The organism is Nocardia noduli, from assembly GCF_019038455.1.
In the GTDB taxonomy this organism is placed as follows: domain Bacteria; phylum Actinomycetota; class Actinomycetes; order Mycobacteriales; family Mycobacteriaceae; genus Nocardia; species Nocardia noduli.
The window spans coordinates 47,765-66,739 of record NZ_JAFMPL010000025.1 but is presented as its reverse complement, the minus strand read 5'-3'; the positions used below and the strand labels follow the sequence as shown (position 1 = coordinate 66,739).

Annotated in this window: 20 protein-coding genes; 10 read left to right on the top strand and 10 right to left on the bottom strand. The window is 67.7% G+C overall.

Translation table 11 applies throughout. The features are described from left to right. Positions 1-141: 141 nt before the first annotated feature. The 3 genes from JZ792_RS16725 (at position 142) to JZ792_RS16715 (ending at position 3,084) form a co-directional block, all read left to right on the top strand. The gene (locus tag JZ792_RS16725; protein WP_216911386.1) at positions 142-1,701 is read left to right on the top strand and encodes a class I adenylate-forming enzyme family protein; all 1,560 of its coding nucleotides are present in this window, start codon (positions 142-144) and stop codon (positions 1,699-1,701) included. A gap of 115 nt (positions 1,702-1,816) precedes the next feature. Then, positions 1,817-2,506 (top strand): VOC family protein, encoded by a 690-nt coding sequence (locus JZ792_RS16720; RefSeq protein WP_216911385.1) that lies wholly within the window; start codon positions 1,817-1,819, stop codon positions 2,504-2,506. 29 nt (positions 2,507-2,535) lie between these two features. Then, complete coding sequence (locus JZ792_RS16715; protein ID WP_216911384.1) at positions 2,536-3,084, top strand: LppA family lipoprotein; 549 nt, start codon at positions 2,536-2,538, stop codon at positions 3,082-3,084. A 63-nt stretch (positions 3,085-3,147) separates the two neighbouring features. Here JZ792_RS16715 and JZ792_RS16710 read toward each other — a convergent pair whose 3' ends face one another. Together JZ792_RS16710 and JZ792_RS16705 are read right to left on the bottom strand one after the other, a co-directional pair. Further along, the gene (locus JZ792_RS16710; protein ID WP_216911383.1) at positions 3,148-3,945 is read right to left on the bottom strand and encodes an SDR family NAD(P)-dependent oxidoreductase; all 798 of its coding nucleotides are present in this window, start codon (positions 3,943-3,945) and stop codon (positions 3,148-3,150) included. Between the two features lie 75 nt (positions 3,946-4,020). Then, positions 4,021-4,464, bottom strand: a complete 444-nt coding sequence (locus JZ792_RS16705; protein ID WP_216911382.1) for a pyridoxamine 5'-phosphate oxidase family protein — start codon at positions 4,462-4,464, stop codon at positions 4,021-4,023. 249 nt (positions 4,465-4,713) lie between these two features. Between JZ792_RS16705 and JZ792_RS16700 the strand changes: the two genes are divergently transcribed. Continuing rightward, complete coding sequence (locus JZ792_RS16700) at positions 4,714-5,631, top strand: alpha/beta hydrolase fold domain-containing protein (RefSeq protein WP_216911381.1); 918 nt, start codon at positions 4,714-4,716, stop codon at positions 5,629-5,631. Here the strand turns inward: JZ792_RS16700 and JZ792_RS16695 are convergent. The 3 genes from JZ792_RS16695 to JZ792_RS16685 form a co-directional block, all read right to left on the bottom strand. Next, a complete protein-coding gene (locus JZ792_RS16695) occupies positions 5,620-6,096 on the bottom strand; it encodes a DoxX family protein (protein WP_254189924.1) in 477 nt (158 codons plus the stop codon). The genes JZ792_RS16700 and JZ792_RS16695 overlap by 12 nt on opposite strands. 58 nt (positions 6,097-6,154) lie before the next feature. After that, positions 6,155-6,457 (bottom strand): ANTAR domain-containing protein, encoded by a 303-nt coding sequence (locus tag JZ792_RS16690; protein WP_216911380.1) that lies wholly within the window; start codon positions 6,455-6,457, stop codon positions 6,155-6,157. A gap of 133 nt (positions 6,458-6,590) precedes the next feature. After that, positions 6,591-7,370 carry an SMP-30/gluconolactonase/LRE family protein gene (locus JZ792_RS16685; RefSeq protein ID WP_216911379.1) on the bottom strand — a complete coding sequence of 260 codons (780 nt, stop codon included), beginning with the start codon at positions 7,368-7,370 and terminating at the stop codon, positions 6,591-6,593. Positions 7,371-7,502: 132 nt separating this feature from the next. On the opposite strand from JZ792_RS16685, the gene JZ792_RS16680 reads away from it, so the two are divergent. Next, positions 7,503-8,465, top strand: a complete 963-nt coding sequence (locus JZ792_RS16680) for a homocysteine S-methyltransferase family protein (RefSeq protein ID WP_216911378.1) — start codon at positions 7,503-7,505, stop codon at positions 8,463-8,465. Positions 8,466-8,621: 156 nt separating this feature from the next. On the opposite strand, the gene JZ792_RS16675 is transcribed toward JZ792_RS16680, so the two are convergent. Next, positions 8,622-9,035, bottom strand: a complete 414-nt coding sequence (locus JZ792_RS16675) for a TIGR03668 family PPOX class F420-dependent oxidoreductase (RefSeq protein WP_216911377.1) — start codon at positions 9,033-9,035, stop codon at positions 8,622-8,624. Positions 9,036-9,231: 196 nt separating this feature from the next. Here JZ792_RS16675 and JZ792_RS16670 point away from each other — a divergent pair, with 196 nt between their 5' ends. Then, entirely contained in the window at positions 9,232-10,596 is a 1,365-nt protein-coding gene (locus JZ792_RS16670; protein ID WP_216911376.1) for a M20/M25/M40 family metallo-hydrolase, read from the top strand. A gap of 45 nt (positions 10,597-10,641) precedes the next feature. Further along, complete coding sequence (locus JZ792_RS16665) at positions 10,642-11,178, top strand: YbhB/YbcL family Raf kinase inhibitor-like protein (protein WP_216911375.1); 537 nt, start codon at positions 10,642-10,644, stop codon at positions 11,176-11,178. A 54-nt stretch (positions 11,179-11,232) separates the two neighbouring features. Here the strand turns inward: JZ792_RS16665 and JZ792_RS16660 are convergent, their stop codons facing one another. The 3 genes from JZ792_RS16660 to JZ792_RS16650 form a co-directional block, all read right to left on the bottom strand. Continuing rightward, entirely contained in the window at positions 11,233-13,062 is a 1,830-nt protein-coding gene (locus tag JZ792_RS16660; RefSeq protein WP_216911374.1) for an AMP-dependent synthetase/ligase, read from the bottom strand. 223 nt (positions 13,063-13,285) lie between these two features. Next, entirely contained in the window at positions 13,286-13,882 is a 597-nt protein-coding gene (locus JZ792_RS16655; RefSeq protein ID WP_254189923.1) for a GTP cyclohydrolase II, read from the bottom strand. Positions 13,883-14,013: 131 nt separating this feature from the next. Then, complete coding sequence (locus JZ792_RS16650; RefSeq protein WP_216911373.1) at positions 14,014-15,519, bottom strand: PfkB family carbohydrate kinase; 1,506 nt, start codon at positions 15,517-15,519, stop codon at positions 14,014-14,016. Positions 15,520-15,982: 463 nt separating this feature from the next. Here JZ792_RS16650 and JZ792_RS16645 point away from each other — a divergent pair, with 463 nt between their 5' ends. Together JZ792_RS16645 and JZ792_RS16640 are read left to right on the top strand one after the other, a co-directional pair. Next, entirely contained in the window at positions 15,983-16,255 is a 273-nt protein-coding gene (locus JZ792_RS16645; protein ID WP_109525932.1) for a hypothetical protein, read from the top strand. Continuing rightward, complete coding sequence (locus JZ792_RS16640) at positions 16,255-16,563, top strand: hypothetical protein (RefSeq protein ID WP_216911372.1); 309 nt, start codon at positions 16,255-16,257, stop codon at positions 16,561-16,563. The genes JZ792_RS16645 and JZ792_RS16640 overlap by 1 nt, the downstream gene beginning before the upstream one ends. Before the next feature lie 34 nt (positions 16,564-16,597). Here the strand turns inward: JZ792_RS16640 and JZ792_RS16635 are convergent, their stop codons facing one another. Next, positions 16,598-18,082, bottom strand: a complete 1,485-nt coding sequence (locus JZ792_RS16635) for a PfkB family carbohydrate kinase (protein WP_216911371.1) — start codon at positions 18,080-18,082, stop codon at positions 16,598-16,600. A 551-nt stretch (positions 18,083-18,633) separates the two neighbouring features. Between JZ792_RS16635 and JZ792_RS16630 the strand changes: the two genes are divergently transcribed. Continuing rightward, a complete protein-coding gene (locus tag JZ792_RS16630) occupies positions 18,634-18,975 on the top strand; it encodes a hypothetical protein (RefSeq protein WP_216911370.1) in 342 nt (113 codons plus the stop codon).

Genomic DNA, 18,975 nt, shown 5'->3' with positions numbered 1-18,975 from the left:
TGGGACGCGCTCTACGATGTCCGTCGGTGCAGGTCGGTCGTCGGCTCCGCGGTGGTATGCGCTGCCGGGTGAGTGGACGACGGGGCAGTTCGGCGCGCATGCCGGAATGTCGGACCGGCCGGGCAGAACGGAGTTGGAGATATGCAGCCCTCGACCACCGGACCGACCGTCGGGCATCTACTCGCCCGTGCGGTCGACGAACACGGCGATCACACCTATCTGGTGTCTCCGACCGACCGGCTGACCTACACCGAGGCACAACACCGCTCCGGGCTCGCCGCGCGACAGTTGTTGCGGGACGGGATCGGTAAAGGGGCCCGGGTCGGGCTGCTGTTCCCCAACGACGTCGACTGGATCGTCTGGTGGCTCGCCGTTTCCCGGATCGGCGCCGTGGCGGTACCGCTGAGCACGTTGTACACCCCGGCCGAACTCGGCAAGGTGATCCGGCTGTCCGATATCGGCCTCCTCGTCGCCCCCGCGCAGATCCTCGGCAACGACACCGCCGAGCGGCTGGAGACGGCACTGCCGGGACTCGCCACCGCGCCGACCTCGACGCTGTCGCTGTCCGCCGCGCCCTACCTGCGCCGCATCGCGCTTCTCGGCGATACCGACCGCGCCTGGGCCGACACCACGACGCCCGACGAAGACACCGCGCTGGGACCGGAGATCCTCGCCGCCGTCGAAAACGAGGTCGGCCCGGCCGATCTCGCCATCATGATCCACACCTCCGGATCGACCGCCGACCCGAAAGGCGTGCTGCACACCCACGGCACCCTGGTTCGCCAGACGGCGGGCTGGCCCGCGGCGATCCGAGGGCTGTGCGGTGGATCGGCAGCGCCACGCATCCTGTCCTCGATGCCGTTCTTCTGGATCGGCGGGGTCCTCGCCGCGACCGGCGCCCTGCACGAACCGGTGACGCTGCTGGTGATGCCGCGGCCGGAACCCGGTGCGGCACTGGATCTCATCGAGCGCGAGGGCGGCGAGGGCATCGTCGGATGGCCCGCGTTCACCCGGCGCATGCGCGAGCATCCGAGTTTCGCCGATCGCGATCTGAGCGCCGCGCCGCTGTTGCGCGACGGCCCGCTGGATATCGCCATGTACAACGTGCCCGACGAGTTCCCGGTCCATCGCAGTCTGTCCGAGACCGCGGGCAGTTTCGCCCACACCGATATCCGGATCGTGGACGCCGAGGGTGTTCCGGTGCCGGACCGGACCACCGGCGAACTCCTCATTCGCGGGATCGGAGTGATGAGCGGCTACAACAAACGCGAACGTCACGACGTCTTCGATGCCGACGGCTGGTACCACACCGGCGACCGGGTCTATCGGCTCCCGGACGATCCGCGCCTGTTCTATGTCGGCCGGACCAGCGAACTGATCAAGGTGGCCGGGGCCAATGTCTCCCCGCGCGAGGTGGAGGCCGTGGTCGAGGAATGCGACGGCGTACAGCAATGCCTCGTCGTCGGTATCGATCATCCCGAACGCGACGAACAGGTATGCGCGGTCATCGTGCCCTCGCCCGACGTCGTCGGTTCGCTCGATCTCGACGGCATCGCCGCGCACACCCGACGGGAGCTGTCCGGCTACAAGGTCCCGACCCGCTGGATCGTCACCAGCGGCGATCACGTCCCCACCCTGCCCAGCGGCAAACTCGATCGCCGCGGATTGCGAGCCCTGGTCGCCGACGGATCGCTGAACTGAGTCGGTTACCCACACGGCAGCGGTGAGGTCCGCGGCCGCGTGCCCGGCGGATTTCCACGATGCGTCTGCCTCGGAGTCGCGACGCGGCGCGCCGGAACACGGCAGGATTGTGTTCGTGGTCGACGAACACCTTTCCGGTTCCCGCGCTTCCGGCGCCGTGGAGTCCCTCGGCTGGCGTTTCCTGCTGGGCAGTCTCGCCGCGACCGTCGCCGTTCCGTCGCTGCGGTCCGGGCTCGATGTCGCGGACGCTGCCGCGCGAGCCTGCGCCGCCGACGCGGACGAGCATTTGCGTATCGATGTGCGCGGTGACCGCGTCGAATTGGTGTTGCGGCCGAGGACGACGGGGCGGGTCCTCGGTCACGATGTCGTTCTCGCGCAACGGATCTCCGAATCGGTGTCCGCCCTCGGCTTCGACATCGCCTCGCCGCGGCGCGGGGGAGCGGGCCGGGTGGTGCAGGCCATGGAGATCGCGATCGATACCGAGGACGTCACTGTCATCCGACCGTTCTGGAAGGCGGTATTGGCCTATGTCGACGATCCGGGAAGCGGGGACCCGAACGCCATCGTCGATCCGGTCGGCCAGGGACCGGCAGTGTGGTTCCAGCACATGGATGAGCCACGGCCGCAGCGTAATCGGATCCACCTCGACATCTCCGTCCCGCACGACGAGGCAGATCGCCGGATCCGTGACGCGCTCGAGGCGGGTGGCACGATGATCAGCGACGCGGCCGCGCGAGCGTTCTGGGTGCTCGCCGACGCCGAGGGCAACGAGGTCTGCGTGTGCACGTGGCAGGACCGGGACTGACGAGGACTACTTCGCGAGGTGGGAGGAATATGTCGTACCGGTTCCGGCGCGTGATCGCTGTGGCGGTGGTGGCGTCGGTCTCGAGCGCGTGCGCGACTCTGCTCGGCTTCGAGGATCCACCGTCCCCGGAGCAGATCGAATCCGCCGCCGCCGAGCTGGCGACGCTACCGAGTCTGACCGTGTCCGAGCAAGCGTTGGAGGCTGTGGTCGACCGTATCGCCGCAGCGGCCTCTGCCCTCGCGCCGGAACTGCGATGGAGCCGACACGGCGACCGCAGCCAGGGACCCTGTTCCGGGCCCTACGAGCAAGCGGGCGGTGTCCTCGTCCAACTGCCCGAACACCGGGCCGAAGGCACCCTTCCCGATGCCGAATGGTCCGCATTCCAACAGACCGCCCGTGAACTCGCCGCCGAGGTCGGAGCGCGCACCGTGCAGCGCGGGTTCCGCGAACCGCCGGAATACTACGTGGGCTTCGAAGGATCCGAAGGCCGCTCCTGGCACAACCAGACCAGGGTCCACATCACCGCCGTCCCCGGCGCGGTGACCATCAGCGCGAACGTCGGCTGCCGCATCCCCTGACCGCGAGCCTGTCGCATCGGCGACCTTCCTGCCCTGGACGCCGATGCGACTCCCGAAGGTCGGTCAGTAATACACCGGACCCGGCACACCGCAACCCGTCGCGATGGCGTCCCCGGTGATCGCGATGCTGCGCGGGGAGGCGAGGAAGGTGACCACGTCGGCGACCTCGTCGGCATCGATGACCCGGCGCAGCGTGTTGCGTGCGAGGTCGGATTCGAGGTCGCTGACCGTGCGGCCGGAGTTCGCGGCCTCGGTGGTCAGTCGGGCGGTGAGGCGTTCGGTTCTGGTCACGCCGGGGTGGACGACGGTGACGTTGATACCGGAGGGGCCCAGTTCATCGGCCAGATTCTTCGTCAGCGCGGAGACGCTGATGTTGCGGATGGTCTGGGCGATCGAATTGGCTTGGCGCGCGCCGAGTCCGCTGATATTGATGATCCGCCCCCAGCCCTGCTCGACGAGATGGGGCGCGACGGCGCGGGCGGTGCGCAGATAGCCGAGCACCTTGATCTCGACCTCGCGGCGGACGATCTCGTCACTGGTCGCCGCCAGATCGGTGGGCGCACCGGCGCTCCACGGGGTGGCGGCCGAATTGACCAGGATGTCGACTCCGCCGAGTTCGGCGACGGTACGCGCGACCAGTTCCCGGACGCGGTCGTCGTCGCCGGTGTCGGTGGGGACGGCGAGCACTCGCCGTCCGGTCTCCTCGGACAGCGTGCGAGCGGCGGCCTCCGCGGTTTCGGCATCGCGGGCCGCGATCACCACGTCGACACCTTCGGACGCCAGCGCCCTGGCGATGGCGTAGCCGATACCGCGGCTTCCGCCGGTCACGATGGCGCGCTTGCCGTTCAGTTGCAGATCCATTGCCCCGACGTTAATACCGTCGGAGTCGGGGACGACCGGTCCTGCTCGCGATGATTCGAAGTCCGGGCCCCGCCGTCAGCCGTTGCCGTAGACGCGGTCGGGAACCACCAGCACCACCGCGCGACGTTCGGCCGCCATCACCCTGTCGTACTCGTCCCAATCCTCGTGCGTGCCGCCCGCCGCGCCGAACACGTCACGGAGCAGTATCCGCAGCCGTTCGGCCTCGAATCCGGGCACGGGATCATCGGGACCCACGAGGGAGACCGGCCCTTCGGCAGCCGCCCATTCCCACCCCACCCGGACCACGACCGTCATGCGCGGCCGGAGTCGGAGATTGTCGAGTTTGCGGGTGCCGCCACGCACGACCATGCCGATGACCTCGGCTCCGGTGTCGGGATGCGACAGCACTCCCGCGTTGACCAGTGACGACTGAATCGTGTTGTCCGCGCGCAACGTCGAGACCACACAGAGCCCGTGGTCGCCTGCTGTCAGCCGGGTGAAATCCGCGAGATCGGTCACGCCGGAAGTCTAACCGGGCTCGGTCCGTACCCGGCGGACGCAGAGCCCGCGCCCTACCGGGATGACAGCGTGGTGGCCCGGTCGGGTGGAATTCGGCCTCCGACCTGAGGTGGCAGGCCACGAGGTGTGATCCGCCGATACCCGGGTATCGCGGTTGCGTCGCGGTTCACGGCTGTCGCCGTCGCGGCGGCCGGGCGGTCGCCGCGGTTCCCGAGCGCGCGACCCGCGCCACGACGAAGGGTTCGACCGATGAGTTTCGCGATGAGGATGGCGAGCCTGTACATGCAGCGGGTGGCCAAACCGCAGATGGCGACCGTGCCGCGAGCGTGGGCGCAGATCACGGCGCCGAAGGAATCGGGGGTGCCGCCGCGAAAGCTCCGCGCCCGCCACGCGATCCGCGCCCGGCAGGTCGGTGAATTCGCCTGCTACAGCGTATTGCCCGCGGCGGGCCCGGCGGCTCGGCTGGTGCTGTACGTGCACGGCGGTGGCTATTACCGGCAGATCGCGCGCCCGCATTGGACGCTGATCTCGCGCCTGGCCGACGCGGGTGTCGCCGTGGAGGTGCCGATCTACGGCCTCTCGCCCCGGTACTCCTATCGTGACGCCTACCCGATGCTGGCCGCCGCCTACGAGCAGGCACTGTCCGAACACCCCGACGCGACGGTGACGATCATCGGCGATTCGGCCGGTGGCGGGCTGGCGCTCGGCTTCGTCCAGGCGCTGCCGGTATCCCGTCGGCCGGACCGGCTGATACTCCTCTCGCCGTGGCTTGACCTGACCATGTCCGAGCAGAGCGATATCTACGATCCGTGGCTGAGCCGGACCGGGCTCGTCGAGGCGGGCCGGGCGTGGGCGCACGGCACCGACCTCGGCGATCCGTTGCTGAGCCCGCTCAACGGCCCGCTCGCCGACCTGCCGCCGACCCACGTCTATATCGGGACCAGGGATCTGCTCTACCCCGATGTGCTGCGCCTGCGTCGCCGCGCCGCCGAGGCGGGCACCGACATCAGGGTCACCGTGTGCGAAGGGGCGATCCACGTGTACCCGCTGGTGGCGGCACCGGAAGGCCGGGCGGCGTCGGCGGCGATCGTCGACGAGGTCAGGTGGCCCGGACGGTCGGGTACCGACGTGTCGCGCGGGGTGGGTTCCGGCCTGTCATCGACCTGAGCGCGGCGGGCGGGTCGACCACAGCGCCCATCCGATCAGGACCGGCTGGAAGAACAGTCGGATCAAGCGTTTGCGGTCGGTGTCGAGGCCGAAGGCGTCGCGTCGTCCGAGGTATTGCGCGAGATTGCCGGGGAAGACGGCGAGGAAGAACAGGGCGAGCACCTGTCCGGTCCTGGCGCGGTCCCGATCGGCGAGTGCCAGATTCGCGCCGAGCGCGATCTCCACGCCCCCGGACGCCATGACGACACCGTCCTTGTCCAGCGGCACCCAATCGGGCACCTGGGCCTGGAAATCCTTCCTGGCCCAGAACAGATGGCTCAGGCCCGCGAAGATCATCGCCGAGGCGAGGACCCAGCGCGCCACGTCGCGAACAGTCGAGGTCTCGGCCGGGTCGCAGCACGCCGGACCGCATTCCGGCGCACCATCGGGATCCTTACCGCTGATTTCCGAGCTGTCGTTGTCCATCTGTCCCATGGTAGGGACGTCGGTGGTCCCGCTGCGGTAACGCGGCGGCGTCGCGGGTTCAGCGCGCGCGGCCCGCCCCGTGCGCGTTCGGGACCAGCAGAATCCGGTTCAGTTGCACCCGCGTGTCCCACAGGGCGGATGAATCGGACAGGGTCGGCAAGCAGGTCGCGATCCGTTCGGCCAGCTGCGCGGTGCTGATATTGCTGTCCTGCGAGCAGGTGCGGAGCAGGTCGGCGGCCCGCTCGGCGGTGATCCCGTACACCAGCATCACCACACCTTTCACCTGTTCGACGACGGCCCGCGAACGGTCGTGCTCGGGCGTGGGCGCGGTCGGGTCGACAGTGTTCTCCTCATCGCTCACTCCACGGCATTACCCACATTCGGCCGCCGGTACCCGGGGGGCCGCGGTCGCGAGGGCCGATCGGCACCCGTCCGACTGTCGAATTCGCGGCGTCTCCCGTTCACGCCCAATACTTTCGACCGAGGCCGCCGGGCTACGGCAAGGGAACACGGGCGGCCGGAATCGGGCGTCCCCGGACACCCACCCGTGCACTCCACAGGCTCCCCGCCGTCGTGATGTAGAGGACGTCACCGTCGAAGGCCACCGAGGAGACGAACCCGCCGGGGACATCGATCACCGTGTCGAGTGCGCCGTCTTCGGTGAAGCGTGCGACAGCGCTGCCACTGCCCAGCGCCACCCACACCCCGCCTTCCACGTCGACGGCGAGGCCGTCGCACTCACCGCGCGGAGCCGTGGCGAAGACCCGTGTGCGGCCCTCGCGCACCGCGATCACCCGGCCCTCGGCGTATTCGCTGACGTAGAGGGTGCGGTCGTCCGGTGCGAAGCCGAGTCCGTTGGGCCACCTGATATCGGTCGCCGTCACGGTCACGACACCGGCGGGATCGATCCGCACGACCTCACTCGGCACAGCGGGTTCTCCGCGCTGGGGATGATGGCGCAGAACGCCCACGTAGACGGAACCGTCGCCCCCGACGGTCAGGTCGTTGAATCCCGAGGCCCCGTCGATCGACAGGAGCGTGTGCTGCCGGTCGCCGTCGGCGAAGCGGAGATCACGCCCGGTCATCACGAAACCGCCGTCGGCGTGGGCGGCCAGTCCGCCGATACCGCGTCGGCGTTCGATCACGCCCCCGGTGTCGCCGTCGCGGTGCCGATACACCCCGCCCGCGGTCACATTCGAGAAGACCACGCTGCCATCGGATTCCACCACCGGCGCCTCGAGCAGGCCTTCGGTCGAGTACAACTGCCTCAGCATGCTCGCTCCTCGATCGCGCGCGTTCGCCCCGGAATCGTACAGGGGGCCGTTCGCGCGGATTCGAACCGAAGTACCGAGTTCCCCGTTTCATCCAAGACCGTCCACCCGACGACCCCTGGACAAGGATCCGTGATGAACGCCTCCCGCTCGACTTCGCCGTTGCCCGCAGGCCGACTGCTGCTCACCGACGGTGGCCTGGAGACGACACTCGTCTTCCACGACGGCATCGATCTGCCCGATTTCGCGGCGTTCCCGCTGCTGGCGGCCGAATCAGGCCGCGACCTCCTGCGCGGCTACTACCGCCGCTACGCCGAGATCGCCCACCGCAACGGAATCGGCATCGTGCTCGACACCCCCACCTGGCGCGCGTCCTCGGATTGGGGAGCGCGTCTCGGCTACGACGGCGACCGGCTGCGGGCGGCCAACACCGACGCGGTCGAACTGCTGCGGGGGATCAGGGCGGAATACGCACCGGAGACCGCGGTCGTCATATCGGGCAATGTGGGGCCGCGCGGCGACGGCTACGACGTCGGCGCCCGGATGTCGATCGAGCAAGCGCGCGACTATCACCGTCCACAGATCGCCGCGCTGGCCGCCGCGGGCGCCGACCTCGTCACCGTGCTCACCATGACCTACTCCGACGAGGCGATCGGCGTGGCGTCGGCCGCGCGGGCCGAGTCGATACCCGTCGCGGTCGGGTTCACCGTCGAGACGGACGGAACACTTCCCTCCGGGCAATCGCTGGCCGATGCCATCGAAGCGGTCGAGCGGGCCACCGACGGTTACCCCCTGCACTACGGCATCAACTGCGCCCACCCCGACCACTTCGAAGCCGTTCTGCGACAGGAACACTGGGCGAACCGGATCGGACTGTTGCGCGCGAACGCGTCTCGGCAGAGCCACGAGGAACTCGACAACGCCACCGAACTCGACGCCGGAGATCCGGCCGAACTCGGCGCGCGGTACGCGGCGCTGCGCCGGGAATACCCGAACCTCGTGGTGGTCGGCGGATGCTGCGGCACCGACCACCGCCACGTGGCCGCCATCGCCGAAGCCTGCGTCGCCGATTCCGTGCGCGGGCCATCCGTGGGGTAAAGGGACGGCCCACGACGCACGGATCGCCCGACGCAGGTCGGGGCGGTGCCGGGTGGCCGAGCTCAGGGGCGCGCGACGGTGAGGAACGAATTTCACGCCCGGCCTTCGTCGGCTGCCACCTGGTCGGGGAGGGCTACCCCGGTTCACCCTCGGCTGTCAGACGGCGGACCAGCCGGTCCAGCGGGTGATCCGGATGGCGAGCACGGGCCCGGGCGGAGGCCGGCTGACGTACTGGCGGTACCTGGCGGTCAGCAGCACGAGCGCGCGTTCGGCCTCGGCCTCGTCCGCGAGGTGCGCGCGACCGTCGGCGCGGACCCACCACAGGTGGTTCCAGTCGTCGGTATAGCGGTCGGCGAGGACGGCCACCGAGGGATTGGCGGCGATATTGGCCAGTCGGCGCAATGCCGTGGTGGTCTTGGGTTTGGCGTCGACGGCGGTGTAGACGACGTCGTCGGACACCGCGAAGACGATGGGCACGATATGCGGTGTCAGGTCGGGTGAGACCGTAGCCAGCCTGGCGACGGATTCGCCCGCGAAACGATCGCGCGCCCGGTTCGGGTCGAGCCGCATGGCACCTCCTCGCGCCGATCGGATAGCTCCGACCATGCGCCGATCGGAGGATTTCGGCAACCCGTGCCGTCGTGGCTTTGCGATCAGTGTGATGTTGAGGCGCGGTCGCGAGAACTGCCACGCCAGCGCCGCTCGCGCGCGCCTGCGCCGGGTGGGGTGGTGCCGTCGGAGCGCCCGCAGTGGTAGGAAAGGGAGCGTGTCCGTTACTGGCGAAGGATCAGGTCAGATCAGCAGCAGGTCGCGCGCGGTGGACGAGGTCGTCGAGTTGGTCAGCACGCTGATCAGATTCGACACCTCCAACACCGGCGAGCTCGCGACGACCAAAGGGGAACGCGAATGCGCTGAGTGGGTCGCCGAACAGTTACAAGAGGTCGGCTACACCACCGAATACGTGGAATCGGGTGCCCCCGGGCGCGGAAATGTGTTCGCGCGGCTGAAGGGAGCCGATTCCGAGCGGGGCGCGTTGCTGATGCACGGTCACCTCGATGTGGTGCCCGCCGAGGCGTCGGACTGGAGTGTGCATCCGTTCTCGGGAGCGGTGCGCGACGGTTACGTGTGGGGACGCGGCGCGATCGATATGAAGGATATGGTCGGCATGACGCTGGCCATCGCGCGCCAGTTCAAGATCGAGGGGACGGTGCCGCCGCGCGATATCGTCTTCGCCTTCCTCGCCGACGAGGAGAACGGCGGCAAATGGGGTTCGCAGTGGCTGGTCGACAATCGCCCCGATCTGTTCGACGGCATCACCGAGGCGGTCGGTGAGGTCGGCGGTTTCTCGTTGACGGTGCCGCGCCCCGACGGCACCGAACGCAGGCTCTACCTGGTGGAAACCGCCGAGAAGGGGCTGGGCTGGATGCGCCTGCGGGCCAAGGCCCGTGCCGGTCACGGCTCGTTCCTGCACGAGGACAACGCCGTGACCATCCTCGCCGCCGCGGTGGCGCGCCTGGGCAAACACACCTTCCCGCTGGTGCTTTCGGATTCGGTGGCCGAATTCCTGGCCGCGGTGGCCGAGGAGACCGGACTGAATTTCGATCCGCACAGCCCCGATATCGAGGGCCAGCTGGCGAAACTGGGCACCATCTCACGCATCATCGGCGCGACCCTGCGCGATACCGCGAATCCGACCATGCTCCAAGCCGGTTACAAGGCCAATGTCATCCCGCAGACCGCGGAGGCGGTCATCGACTGCCGCGTGGTGCCGGGACGGCAGGAGGCGTTCGAACGCGAGGTGGACGAACTGATCGGCCCCGATGTCGAACGCGAGTGGATCACCAAACTCGATTCCTACGAAACGACTTTCGACGGTCACCTGGTCGACGCGATGAACGCCGCGATCCTCGCCAACGATCCCCAGGGCCGCACCGTGCCCTATATGCTGTCCGGCGGTACCGACGCGAAAGCGTTCGCCCGCTTGGGAATTCGATGCTTCGGGTTCGCGCCGTTGCAGCTGCCGCCCGATCTGGATTTCAGCGCGCTGTTCCACGGCGTCGACGAACGCGTCCCGGTCGACGCGCTCGAGTTCGGCACCCGCGTCCTCGAACATTTCCTGCTCAACAGCTGAATCCTCCCGACCATCACCGCTGACCGACAACCCGGAAGAGAGAAGATGACCGACAACCGCCACAATCCCTACGACGCACTCCCGCAGGTCCCGAGTTTCACCCTGACCTCCGAGAACGTGACCGACGGAGGCGCGCTGAGCAACGACCAGGTCAGCGGAGTGTTCGGCGCGGGCGGCAAGGACATCACGCCGCAGCTGTCCTGGTCCGGATTCCCCGAGGGGACCAAGAGTTTCGCGGTCACCGTCTACGATCCGGACGCGCCGACCGCCTCGGGTTTCTGGCACTGGGCCGTCGCCGACATTCCGGTCGATGTCACCTCGCTGGCCGCGGGATCGGGTTCGGAGGGCGGCACGCTGCCGACCGGGGCGATCACCCTGAACAACGACGGCGGTTTCGCCGGTTACGTCGGCGCCGCCCCGCCGCCCGGACACGGCCCGCACCGGTATTTCATCGTCGTCCACGCGGTCGACGTGGAGAGCCTGGGTATCGAAGCGACGGCCACGCCCGCGTTCCTCGGCTTCAATCTGTTCTCCCACACCCTGGCGCGCGCGGTTCTGGTCGCCACCTACGAACAGAAGTAGTAGACCGAAGGGCGGTGGCACCGAGCGCTCGGTGCCACCGCCCTTGTCGTCGGTTCAGACGTTGATCACGGTCTCGGGCAACGGATCGGCGTAGAGGGAGACGATCTCCTCGGCGTATTTCGCGGCGATCGGATTGCGCTTGAGCTTCATGGTCGGGGTCAACTCGTCCCCGCCCGGCTCCCACGGCGTGCCGACCACCGTGAAGCGCTTGATCTGCTCCACCCGCGACAACTTCTTGTTCCCGGCGACGACCGCCGCGAGGATCTCGTCGATGATCTCCTTACGGCTCGCCAGCGCGATCAGATCGTCGGCGGGGGCATCGAATTCCTTGGCGCGGATGGCCGCGGTATCCGGGTCGAGCACGATGAGCGCCGAGATATAGGGCTTGGCCTCGCCGATCGCGACCACCTGGCCGACCAGCGACGATCCCGCCTTGACCGCGTTCTCGATATTGGTCGGGGAGATGTTCTTCCCGGCCTCGTTGATGATCAGTTCCTTCTTGCGGTCGACGATGCGCACGTAGCCGTCCGCGTCGATGGTCGCCACGTCACCGGTCGCGAGCCAACCGTCGGAGTCGAGCGCTTCCTTGGTCTTGTCCGGCTGCTTGCGGTAGCCCGGGGTGACGATCGCGCCGCGTACCAGCAGTTCACCGTCCTCGCCGAGCCGGATCTCCAGCCCGTCGACCGCGCGGCCGACCGAACCCGGTCGCGGCTTGTCCAATTCGGTGAAGGTGCCGACGCCGGTCGTCTCCGACATACCCCAGACCTCGCTCACGGCGAGTCCGAGTCCGAGGAAGTATTGAAGCGTCTCCGGCGGGATCGCCGCCGCACCCGACGCCGCCACCTTGAGGTTCTGCAGGCCGAGCGCGTGCCGCAGCTTGGACAGCACCAGCGCGTCCGCGATCTTGTACTGCACTCCCAGCACGAGGCCGCGGCCCTTGCCCGACAGGTCGGCCCGCGCGGCGGCGACGCCGGTCTCGACCGCCCATTGCGCGAGCGCCTTCTTGACCGGGCTCGCCTCGGTGGCCAGCTTGCCGTCGATACCGGCCTTGATCTTCTGCCACACGCGCGGAACACCGAAGAACACTGTGGGGCGGGCATCGGGCAGCGCGACGGCGATCTCGCGAGGATCGGGCACCGTGGTGATCAGGATGCCGGTCAGCAGGCTGATCGAATGCCCGGAGATGCGGTCGGCGACATGGGCGGCGGGCAGATAGGAGATCGCGCGGTCGTCCAGTCCGACCGGAAGCGGCCCCTTGACGAGCGCGATGATCTGGGCGAGCACATTGCGGTGGGTGATCTCGACACCCTTCGACGGGCCGGTGGTGCCCGAGGTGTAGATCAGGGTCGCCAGATCTTCCGGTTTCACCGCCTGCCAGGCGGCGGCGAAGTCGAAGTCGGGGGCCGGGGTCGATTCCAGATCGGCCAGCGACACCGTACCCTCGGCCTGCCCGTCCACCAGCACGATGTGCTCGAGGGGCACCCCGGCGGCCTTGATCACGTCGAGGAAGGCGTTCTCGGTGACGACGACCTTGTTCTCCGCGTTGGTGAACAAATGGGTGATCTGCTCGGGTGAGCTGGTGTTGTAGATCGAGAACGGCGTCGCGCCCACGTGCAGCGCGGCGGTGTCGATCAGGTTGAACTCGGGCCGGTTGGTGAGCATGATGCCGACCGTGTCACCGGGCCCGACGCCGAGGGCGGCGAGCCCCGTGGCGAGCGCCTCGACCCGCTCCGCGTACTGCTTCCAGGTGATCTCCAGGGTGCCGCCGACCGTGCGCAACGCGACCTGATCCGGCCGCAATCTCGCTGTCTCCTGGAATGCCTCGGGCACGGTGTACACCGTCTTGCCGGACTCGTGTGCGAAACCGATTTCTGTTGTGCTCATCTTCCCTGTCCCGGTAACTCTGTCGTGAGCCGATCTCGATGCGCCCGCAGTGTGCCGGCTGGACCCGCAACCACGACAGAATGTGGCGGTGCGTTTGTCATCGTCTCGCGGGTCGGCGCGTCATCGAGTGGCGCGGCTCACTTATCGTAGCCAGAGAATGGGACAAATGGTGTCCGTTATTCGCGAATCGGGCGGCGGAAGTACGTAGAGCGACCGGAGATCCTCACGGCAGCCAGTGCATCCCGAAGTCGCGTTTGGCCCGCAGGTATCGGCGTGCCCGTTCGCTCTTGGGTTCAGTCACCAACGGCACCACCGACACTCGCACACCCGACGCCCGCAGAGCGTCCACCTTGGCGGGATTGTTGGTGAGCAAACGGATCTGGCTCAGGCCCAGATCGAACAGTTGCTTGGCGGCGGCGTCGTAGCGTCGGGAATCCAGCGGAATGCCGAGCCGCGCGTAGCTCTCGTAGGTGTCGAGTCCCGCCTGTTCGCTGGTGTGCAGGCCCATCGCCTTGCGAATCAGCCCGGCGCCGCGACCTTCCTGTTCGAGGTAGACGAGCACGCCGGAACCCTCGTCCTGGATGAGGTCCATGGCCAGGTCCAGTTCGGGCCCGCAGTCGCAGTCGTCGGACTGTAGCGCGTCTCCGTAGAGGCATCGAGAATGTATCCGTACCAGGCAATTGTCGGCGATATCGCCGATCACGAGAACATGCCCGCCGTCGTGAGGGTCGGGCAGTTCCGCGACCCGAATCACCAGTTCGCGCCCCTTGCGCGTCAACCGGTGTTCGGTATCTCCGAGACTGCACCCGGATATGGTCAATGCTCCTCCGAATCGTGAACGGGACTTCTCCCGGATGGGTTGGGCGAGACGATATTGCCAGATTGTGACGACATTGTGACCGACTGAGCATGCGGAGGTTTCCGATTCGCACGGTGCGTCGCCGGGTTCTCTCAGCCGCCGCCGTCGTCCATCGGTGATCGCGCGATGCGATCGATGCGGCCGGTGTCGGGCATCGCGCCCGGAATGTCGCCGAACGACTGGGTCGCGACCATGGCGGCGGTCGCCCACCGGAAGGCTTCGCGATCGGCGCGCCGGTCCCGGGTGACCAGTCGGTGCACGAGGGCCGCCATGAACGCGGCTCGCGCGCCCAGTGATTCGTCGAGTTGGGCGGCGGCGAAGCGCCGGATGTCGATGACGTTCTTGTCGGTGGAATGCACCGTGCACTCGAATCCCTGTACGGTGCAGACTGTTTCGACACCGAGGGTGAGCAGCTGCTCGGGAATATCCGGCGAGTTGCCCGAATCATCTGATTTGGTACGGGATTTCGACAACAGTCCGCGCAACTCCTGCTCGCTGCCGATCAGGTAGTCGATGCGATCGAAGAATTCGTACAGGTATTGCGGAAACGGGATCGACGGCGTCGGCTGCACCAGCAGCCACGGTCCGTCCGGGACCGAGCGCAAGATCTCCAGCGTGTGTTCGATGATCGTCATCGGCTGTTCGAAGGTCATCAGCACCGCGTCGGCCTCGGTGATCGCACGGCGTGCCGCGGGTGCGTTCAGATCTTCCCGATCGATCCGGACGGCGTCGTCCACGTTGCCGATGACGGCGCTGGCCCCATTGCCCGCCATGATGACCGCGGCCACCGGGGTCGCTTCACCGGGCACGATCTTGACCAGTTCGGTATCGACGCCCTCCTTGCGGAGGTAGCGCAGGATACGCCTGCCCGCGGGATCGTCGCCGACAGCCGCGATCAGCCGGACCTGGAAACCCAGACGCGCCACGGCGACGGCCCGGTTGAGACCTTTCCCGCCGATCTGTTCCTTGAACCGTCCGAGCGCGGGCCTGCCGTCGGCGGTGGGAATGTGATCGGTGCGGTAGGTGTGGTCGATCACCGCGGCGCCGATCACCGTGACCGTTCCCAAGGTCGTCGACGCCGAATCGGCGCGCGGAGCAAGATCTTCGGGCTCGACCTCGATACCGGCGGCCAGCAATGCGGCCAGGGCGGTGAACGCACGTCGCTCCGGTGTCGCGCGCAGGGTTCGGACGGTCGGCCGGGTCGGAATCGCTGTGGCGCCCAGACTCTCGTGGAGTGGAAGCCACTGTTGCGTCAGATACTCCCGGCGTGCGCCGAGATCGGCGGCGTAGAGGAGATCGAAATCTATACCGACCGGAGGGTTTTCACGAAGCAGGCCCAGGGCCAGCGCCGCGTCGGCGATGAGGCGGTCGGTGGGTGCCAGTCGCCGGGCGAATTCTCGCACAACCGACAGCACGACTTCGTTCGGAGGCAGGTCGTCGCGCCGCGCGCGGTCCTCGACGACCGGTAGTTCCAAGAGGGGGGCGATGTCGACCTGCGTGGTGCGGAGCCGGTCGGCGCCCTCCGCGAGACCTCGGTGCTTGCCGAGCCGGGCGAGGACGTTGCGTACGGCGACGGTCGCCGAGTCCTGGGCCGCCATCGGTCGATCGACTCCTCCCCGTGGCGAAGCGTTCTTTCGGTGTCCGCGCCCACCATAGGCGGCATTTGCTGGTTTATCCAGACTATTGACGGTGAACACCATAAGTGTGTCATGCCAATTGACATAGTTGAGATGTCAATTGGCAAATAGGTAGTAGCGATTGTCCGCGGAACCAGCCACACTGGTATCAGCGGAACATCGCCCACCAGCAGCTCGGGAGGGTCTGGTGATCAGAATGAATCTCGTGAAGCGACGTAATCGGCGGCGTGGACAGCACCGCCCCGGCAGCGAAGCGGAGTCGAACTTCCCAGGCTGAGCCGATCGCTCGCCGGTGCCGTCGACGCGGAACGTCCGGCCGGATTCCCGGCCGCGGCAACTCGAACGCTCTCCCGCCGGAAAGTCCTGTCGGCGTGGATATTCGGACAATGATCGCTTACCTGCGGATGCTCGATAGGAGCAATTCGTGACCATATTCGTCACCGACTGGTCGATGACCAGCGATATCACCGAGCACGGGGCGCATCGCGTCGCCGACAAGTGGCTCAAATCGTGGCGGCTGAGCTGGCTGCCGGATCGCCTGCTCACCCGTGAGCAGGCCCTCGCGGGGATGGATCTCGCGGAGATCGTCAGCACCCGATCGTTCCGGTACGACAACGCCACGTTCCTACGGGCCGTCCACACCGCCGGACAACTCGGAATCCCACTCGAGCAGCTGGACCTGATACCGGAGCAGTAATGACCGTGCACGCGACCGCCTGGAAGATGACCAGCGATCTTTCCCCCGAATTCGCCTACCGTCGGCCCCTCCGGTCCAGTCGTCCCTGGTGCCTGAGCTGGCTGCCCGGCCGCCTGCTGCTCCGCGAGGAAGCACTGGCGGGGATGGAACTCGACGAATTCCTCAGCGACCCCGATCTGGTCCACGATTCGATCGCGCACGCGGCGATCGCCGATCGCGCGGATGTACTCGAGATCGGTTGGCAGGACGCGCTGTTGCTGTTGACCGAGCGGATGGTCGCCCGGCTGCGCGCGGCGGAAGTCGCGTAACAGTCGGGTATTCCGGCGCTGTCGCCGTCGGGCGTCAGCCGCGATCGCCCGCCAGGGCGACGATCGCGTCGACCTGGCTCTTCTCCGGCATGGTCGCCGCCGCCGGGCCCAGTTTCTGGGTCGGGATCATCGCTGCGGTCGCCCAGACGATGTCGTCGCGCCCGAGCGGACCGTCCGAGACCGCGATGCGATAGGCCAGGGCGGCGGCGAAGGCCGCGGTGGCGCCCGGAGCCTGTTTGAGCGCGCCCTGGAAATGCGCGATGTCGAGGGTGACCTCTTCCGACCAGACCGCGCACCGGAATTCCTCGATGGCGCAGACCACCCGCACGCCGAGGCCGCGCAGTCTGCGCGCGCTGTCGGCGCTGCTCGCCGGGGGCTGGTCGGGCAGCATCCTGGCGAGTTCGGTCGGGGTCGCGACGATGTAGTCGACCGCGTCGAGGTAACGGTAGAGATCCTGCGGCACCGCCACACTCGGTGTGGGGCACAGGATCACCTGCGGCGCGGGGTGCATCCGGCGCAACATCGCGAGCACACGTTCGGTGATGCCCCTGGGATGTTCGAAGGTCAGCAGGACGACATCGGAACTTTCCATCACGGCGACGGTGGCCGAGGTGTCGACGTCGGCGAACTCCAGGGTGCTGCGTTCGTCGCGGGAGCCGATGAGCAGGGTGTCGCCGCTGGCGTTCATGATCACGGCCGTCCGTGCCGTCGCTCCGCCGCGCGCGATCTTGATCAGATCCCGGCGCACACCCTCGCGGGCCAGGTAGTCGAGGATATCGCGGCCGCTGTCGTCGTCGCCGAGTACCGAGAGCAGGTGCACGTCGAGGCCGAGCCGCGCGGCGGCCACCGCGCGATTGAGTCCCTTGCCGCCGGGATGACCGATGTAGTCGGCCTCGGCGGGTGTCTCGACCGAGGGAAAGCGGTCCACGCGGTAGATGTCGTCGATGACGGTATCGCCGATGACGGTCACCTGTCCCGCGCGCGGCATCGAATCCGGTAGGGAAACCAGGATTTTGCCGCTCGCGGCGGTGCCGGGGACGTGACCGGAGCCGGTCGCCAGCAGTGTCGCCAGTGCGGTGAACGTGTCGCTCTCGGTTGTGGTCCGCAGTCGTTTGACCGTCGGTGTCGCCGGGATGGTTTCGGCGTGCAATGCCTCGTGCAGGGGCCGCCACTGTTGGACGAGATATTCCCGGCGGGTGCCGAGACGGTCGGCGTAGAGCTGGTCCAGATCGATGCCATCGGGCGGGTTCCCGCGGAAATGGCCCAGTGAGAGCGTGGCGTCGGCGATCAGCAGATCGGTCGGCGGCAGCATCCTGGCCGTGTCGCGCACCACCGGCAGCATGGAGGCGCCCGGCGATGTCCCGGTCCTGCGCGCGTGCTCGCGGACCACGGCCAGTTCCAGCAGCGGCCCGACGTCGATCTCGGTGCTGCCGAGGCGTTCCGGTTTGAGGCCGTAGTAGGTGCACAGGCGCGTGAGGATGTCGCGAATCATCACCGTTCGGGCGTCCTGCGATGTCATGCGCGCGATCCGCCTTTCTGGCGTTCGGCCGATATGCGCCTGCCCCAACGATATTCCGCGTAAGGGGGCTAGGCCACACCTTTTCCGGCAAACACCCACGTGGCGGGGGCAATTGCCCTGAACGTCCTCGGCAACTGCCCGGAAATCGGTGGCATCTCGCCGCGGCACCGGACACACTGGGAGTCAGGCGATTACGTCGTCCACCAGTCAGGGAGGATCTGGTGATCACCGTGATCCACAGGGCCGTGATCCACGGTGCACCGAGCGCGTCGACGCGGGCGGGCCGGTGCCACGGGATCAGGATCGACGAGGACATTCGTGGCCGCCGAAGTGACCGGTGGATATGCCACCGGCGACAGCACTCGAGCACCCGCGGGGACGGTTCCGCGAAACCGTCAGCACCCAGGCATTCCGACACGCACCGATGACCTTCGCGCGGTCACCGGGTAGTGCCGGACGACCACGAATTCCCTCGAGCAGTTCCTGCTCTGCTGTGAGACCCGAAGGCAGTGATGAAGTTACACATCACCACACGAATGATGATCAGCGGCGTGACACCCGAATCGGCGCGCCGGACAACAAGATCGGACGAGGAGGTCTGGCGGCTGAGCTGGCTGCCGGACCGTGAGCTCACCCGGGACCAGGCGCTGGCAGGCATGGAACTCGACGAAATGCTCAGCGATCTGGCCAGGGTGCACGATCCGGCCCTGCACGCCGCCGCCGAGATTCGTGCCGCCGCGCTCGGTCTGACCGTGGAACAGGCGCTGATCCTGCTGGCGACACAGATCCTGGGCCGGATGAACGACGAGAGGGACGAGCAGTCACCCCGTCGGCGCGCGGGCGGCCCCGGGTTCGGGCGACGGGTGATCGAACCACCGCGAGTGCGCGGGTAG

What these genes read in the sequence shown, in the direction of transcription:
- JZ792_RS16665 (WP_216911375.1), top strand. Translation starts at nt 10,642, where the DNA reads ATGACCGACAACCGCCACAATCCCTACGACGCACTCCCGCAGGTCCCG.
- JZ792_RS16640 (WP_216911372.1), top strand. Translation starts at nt 16,255, where the DNA reads ATGACCGTGCACGCGACCGCCTGGAAGATGACCAGCGATCTTTCCCCC.
- JZ792_RS16710 (WP_216911383.1), bottom strand. Translation starts at nt 3,945, where the DNA reads ATGGATCTGCAACTGAACGGCAAGCGCGCCATCGTGACCGGCGGAAGC.
- JZ792_RS16675 (WP_216911377.1), bottom strand. Translation starts at nt 9,035, where the DNA reads ATGCGGCTCGACCCGAACCGGGCGCGCGATCGTTTCGCGGGCGAATCC.
- JZ792_RS16715 (WP_216911384.1), top strand. Translation starts at nt 2,536, where the DNA reads ATGTCGTACCGGTTCCGGCGCGTGATCGCTGTGGCGGTGGTGGCGTCG.
- JZ792_RS16700 (WP_216911381.1), top strand. Translation starts at nt 4,714, where the DNA reads ATGAGTTTCGCGATGAGGATGGCGAGCCTGTACATGCAGCGGGTGGCC.
- JZ792_RS16695 (WP_254189924.1), bottom strand. Translation starts at nt 6,096, where the DNA reads ATGGACAACGACAGCTCGGAAATCAGCGGTAAGGATCCCGATGGTGCG.
- JZ792_RS16650 (WP_216911373.1), bottom strand. Translation starts at nt 15,519, where the DNA reads ATGGCGGCCCAGGACTCGGCGACCGTCGCCGTACGCAACGTCCTCGCC.
- JZ792_RS16635 (WP_216911371.1), bottom strand. Translation starts at nt 18,082, where the DNA reads ATGACATCGCAGGACGCCCGAACGGTGATGATTCGCGACATCCTCACG.
- JZ792_RS16660 (WP_216911374.1), bottom strand. Translation starts at nt 13,062, where the DNA reads ATGAGCACAACAGAAATCGGTTTCGCACACGAGTCCGGCAAGACGGTG.
- JZ792_RS16685 (WP_216911379.1), bottom strand. Translation starts at nt 7,370, where the DNA reads ATGCTGAGGCAGTTGTACTCGACCGAAGGCCTGCTCGAGGCGCCGGTG.
- JZ792_RS16680 (WP_216911378.1), top strand. Translation starts at nt 7,503, where the DNA reads ATGAACGCCTCCCGCTCGACTTCGCCGTTGCCCGCAGGCCGACTGCTG.
- JZ792_RS16725 (WP_216911386.1), top strand. Translation starts at nt 142, where the DNA reads ATGCAGCCCTCGACCACCGGACCGACCGTCGGGCATCTACTCGCCCGT.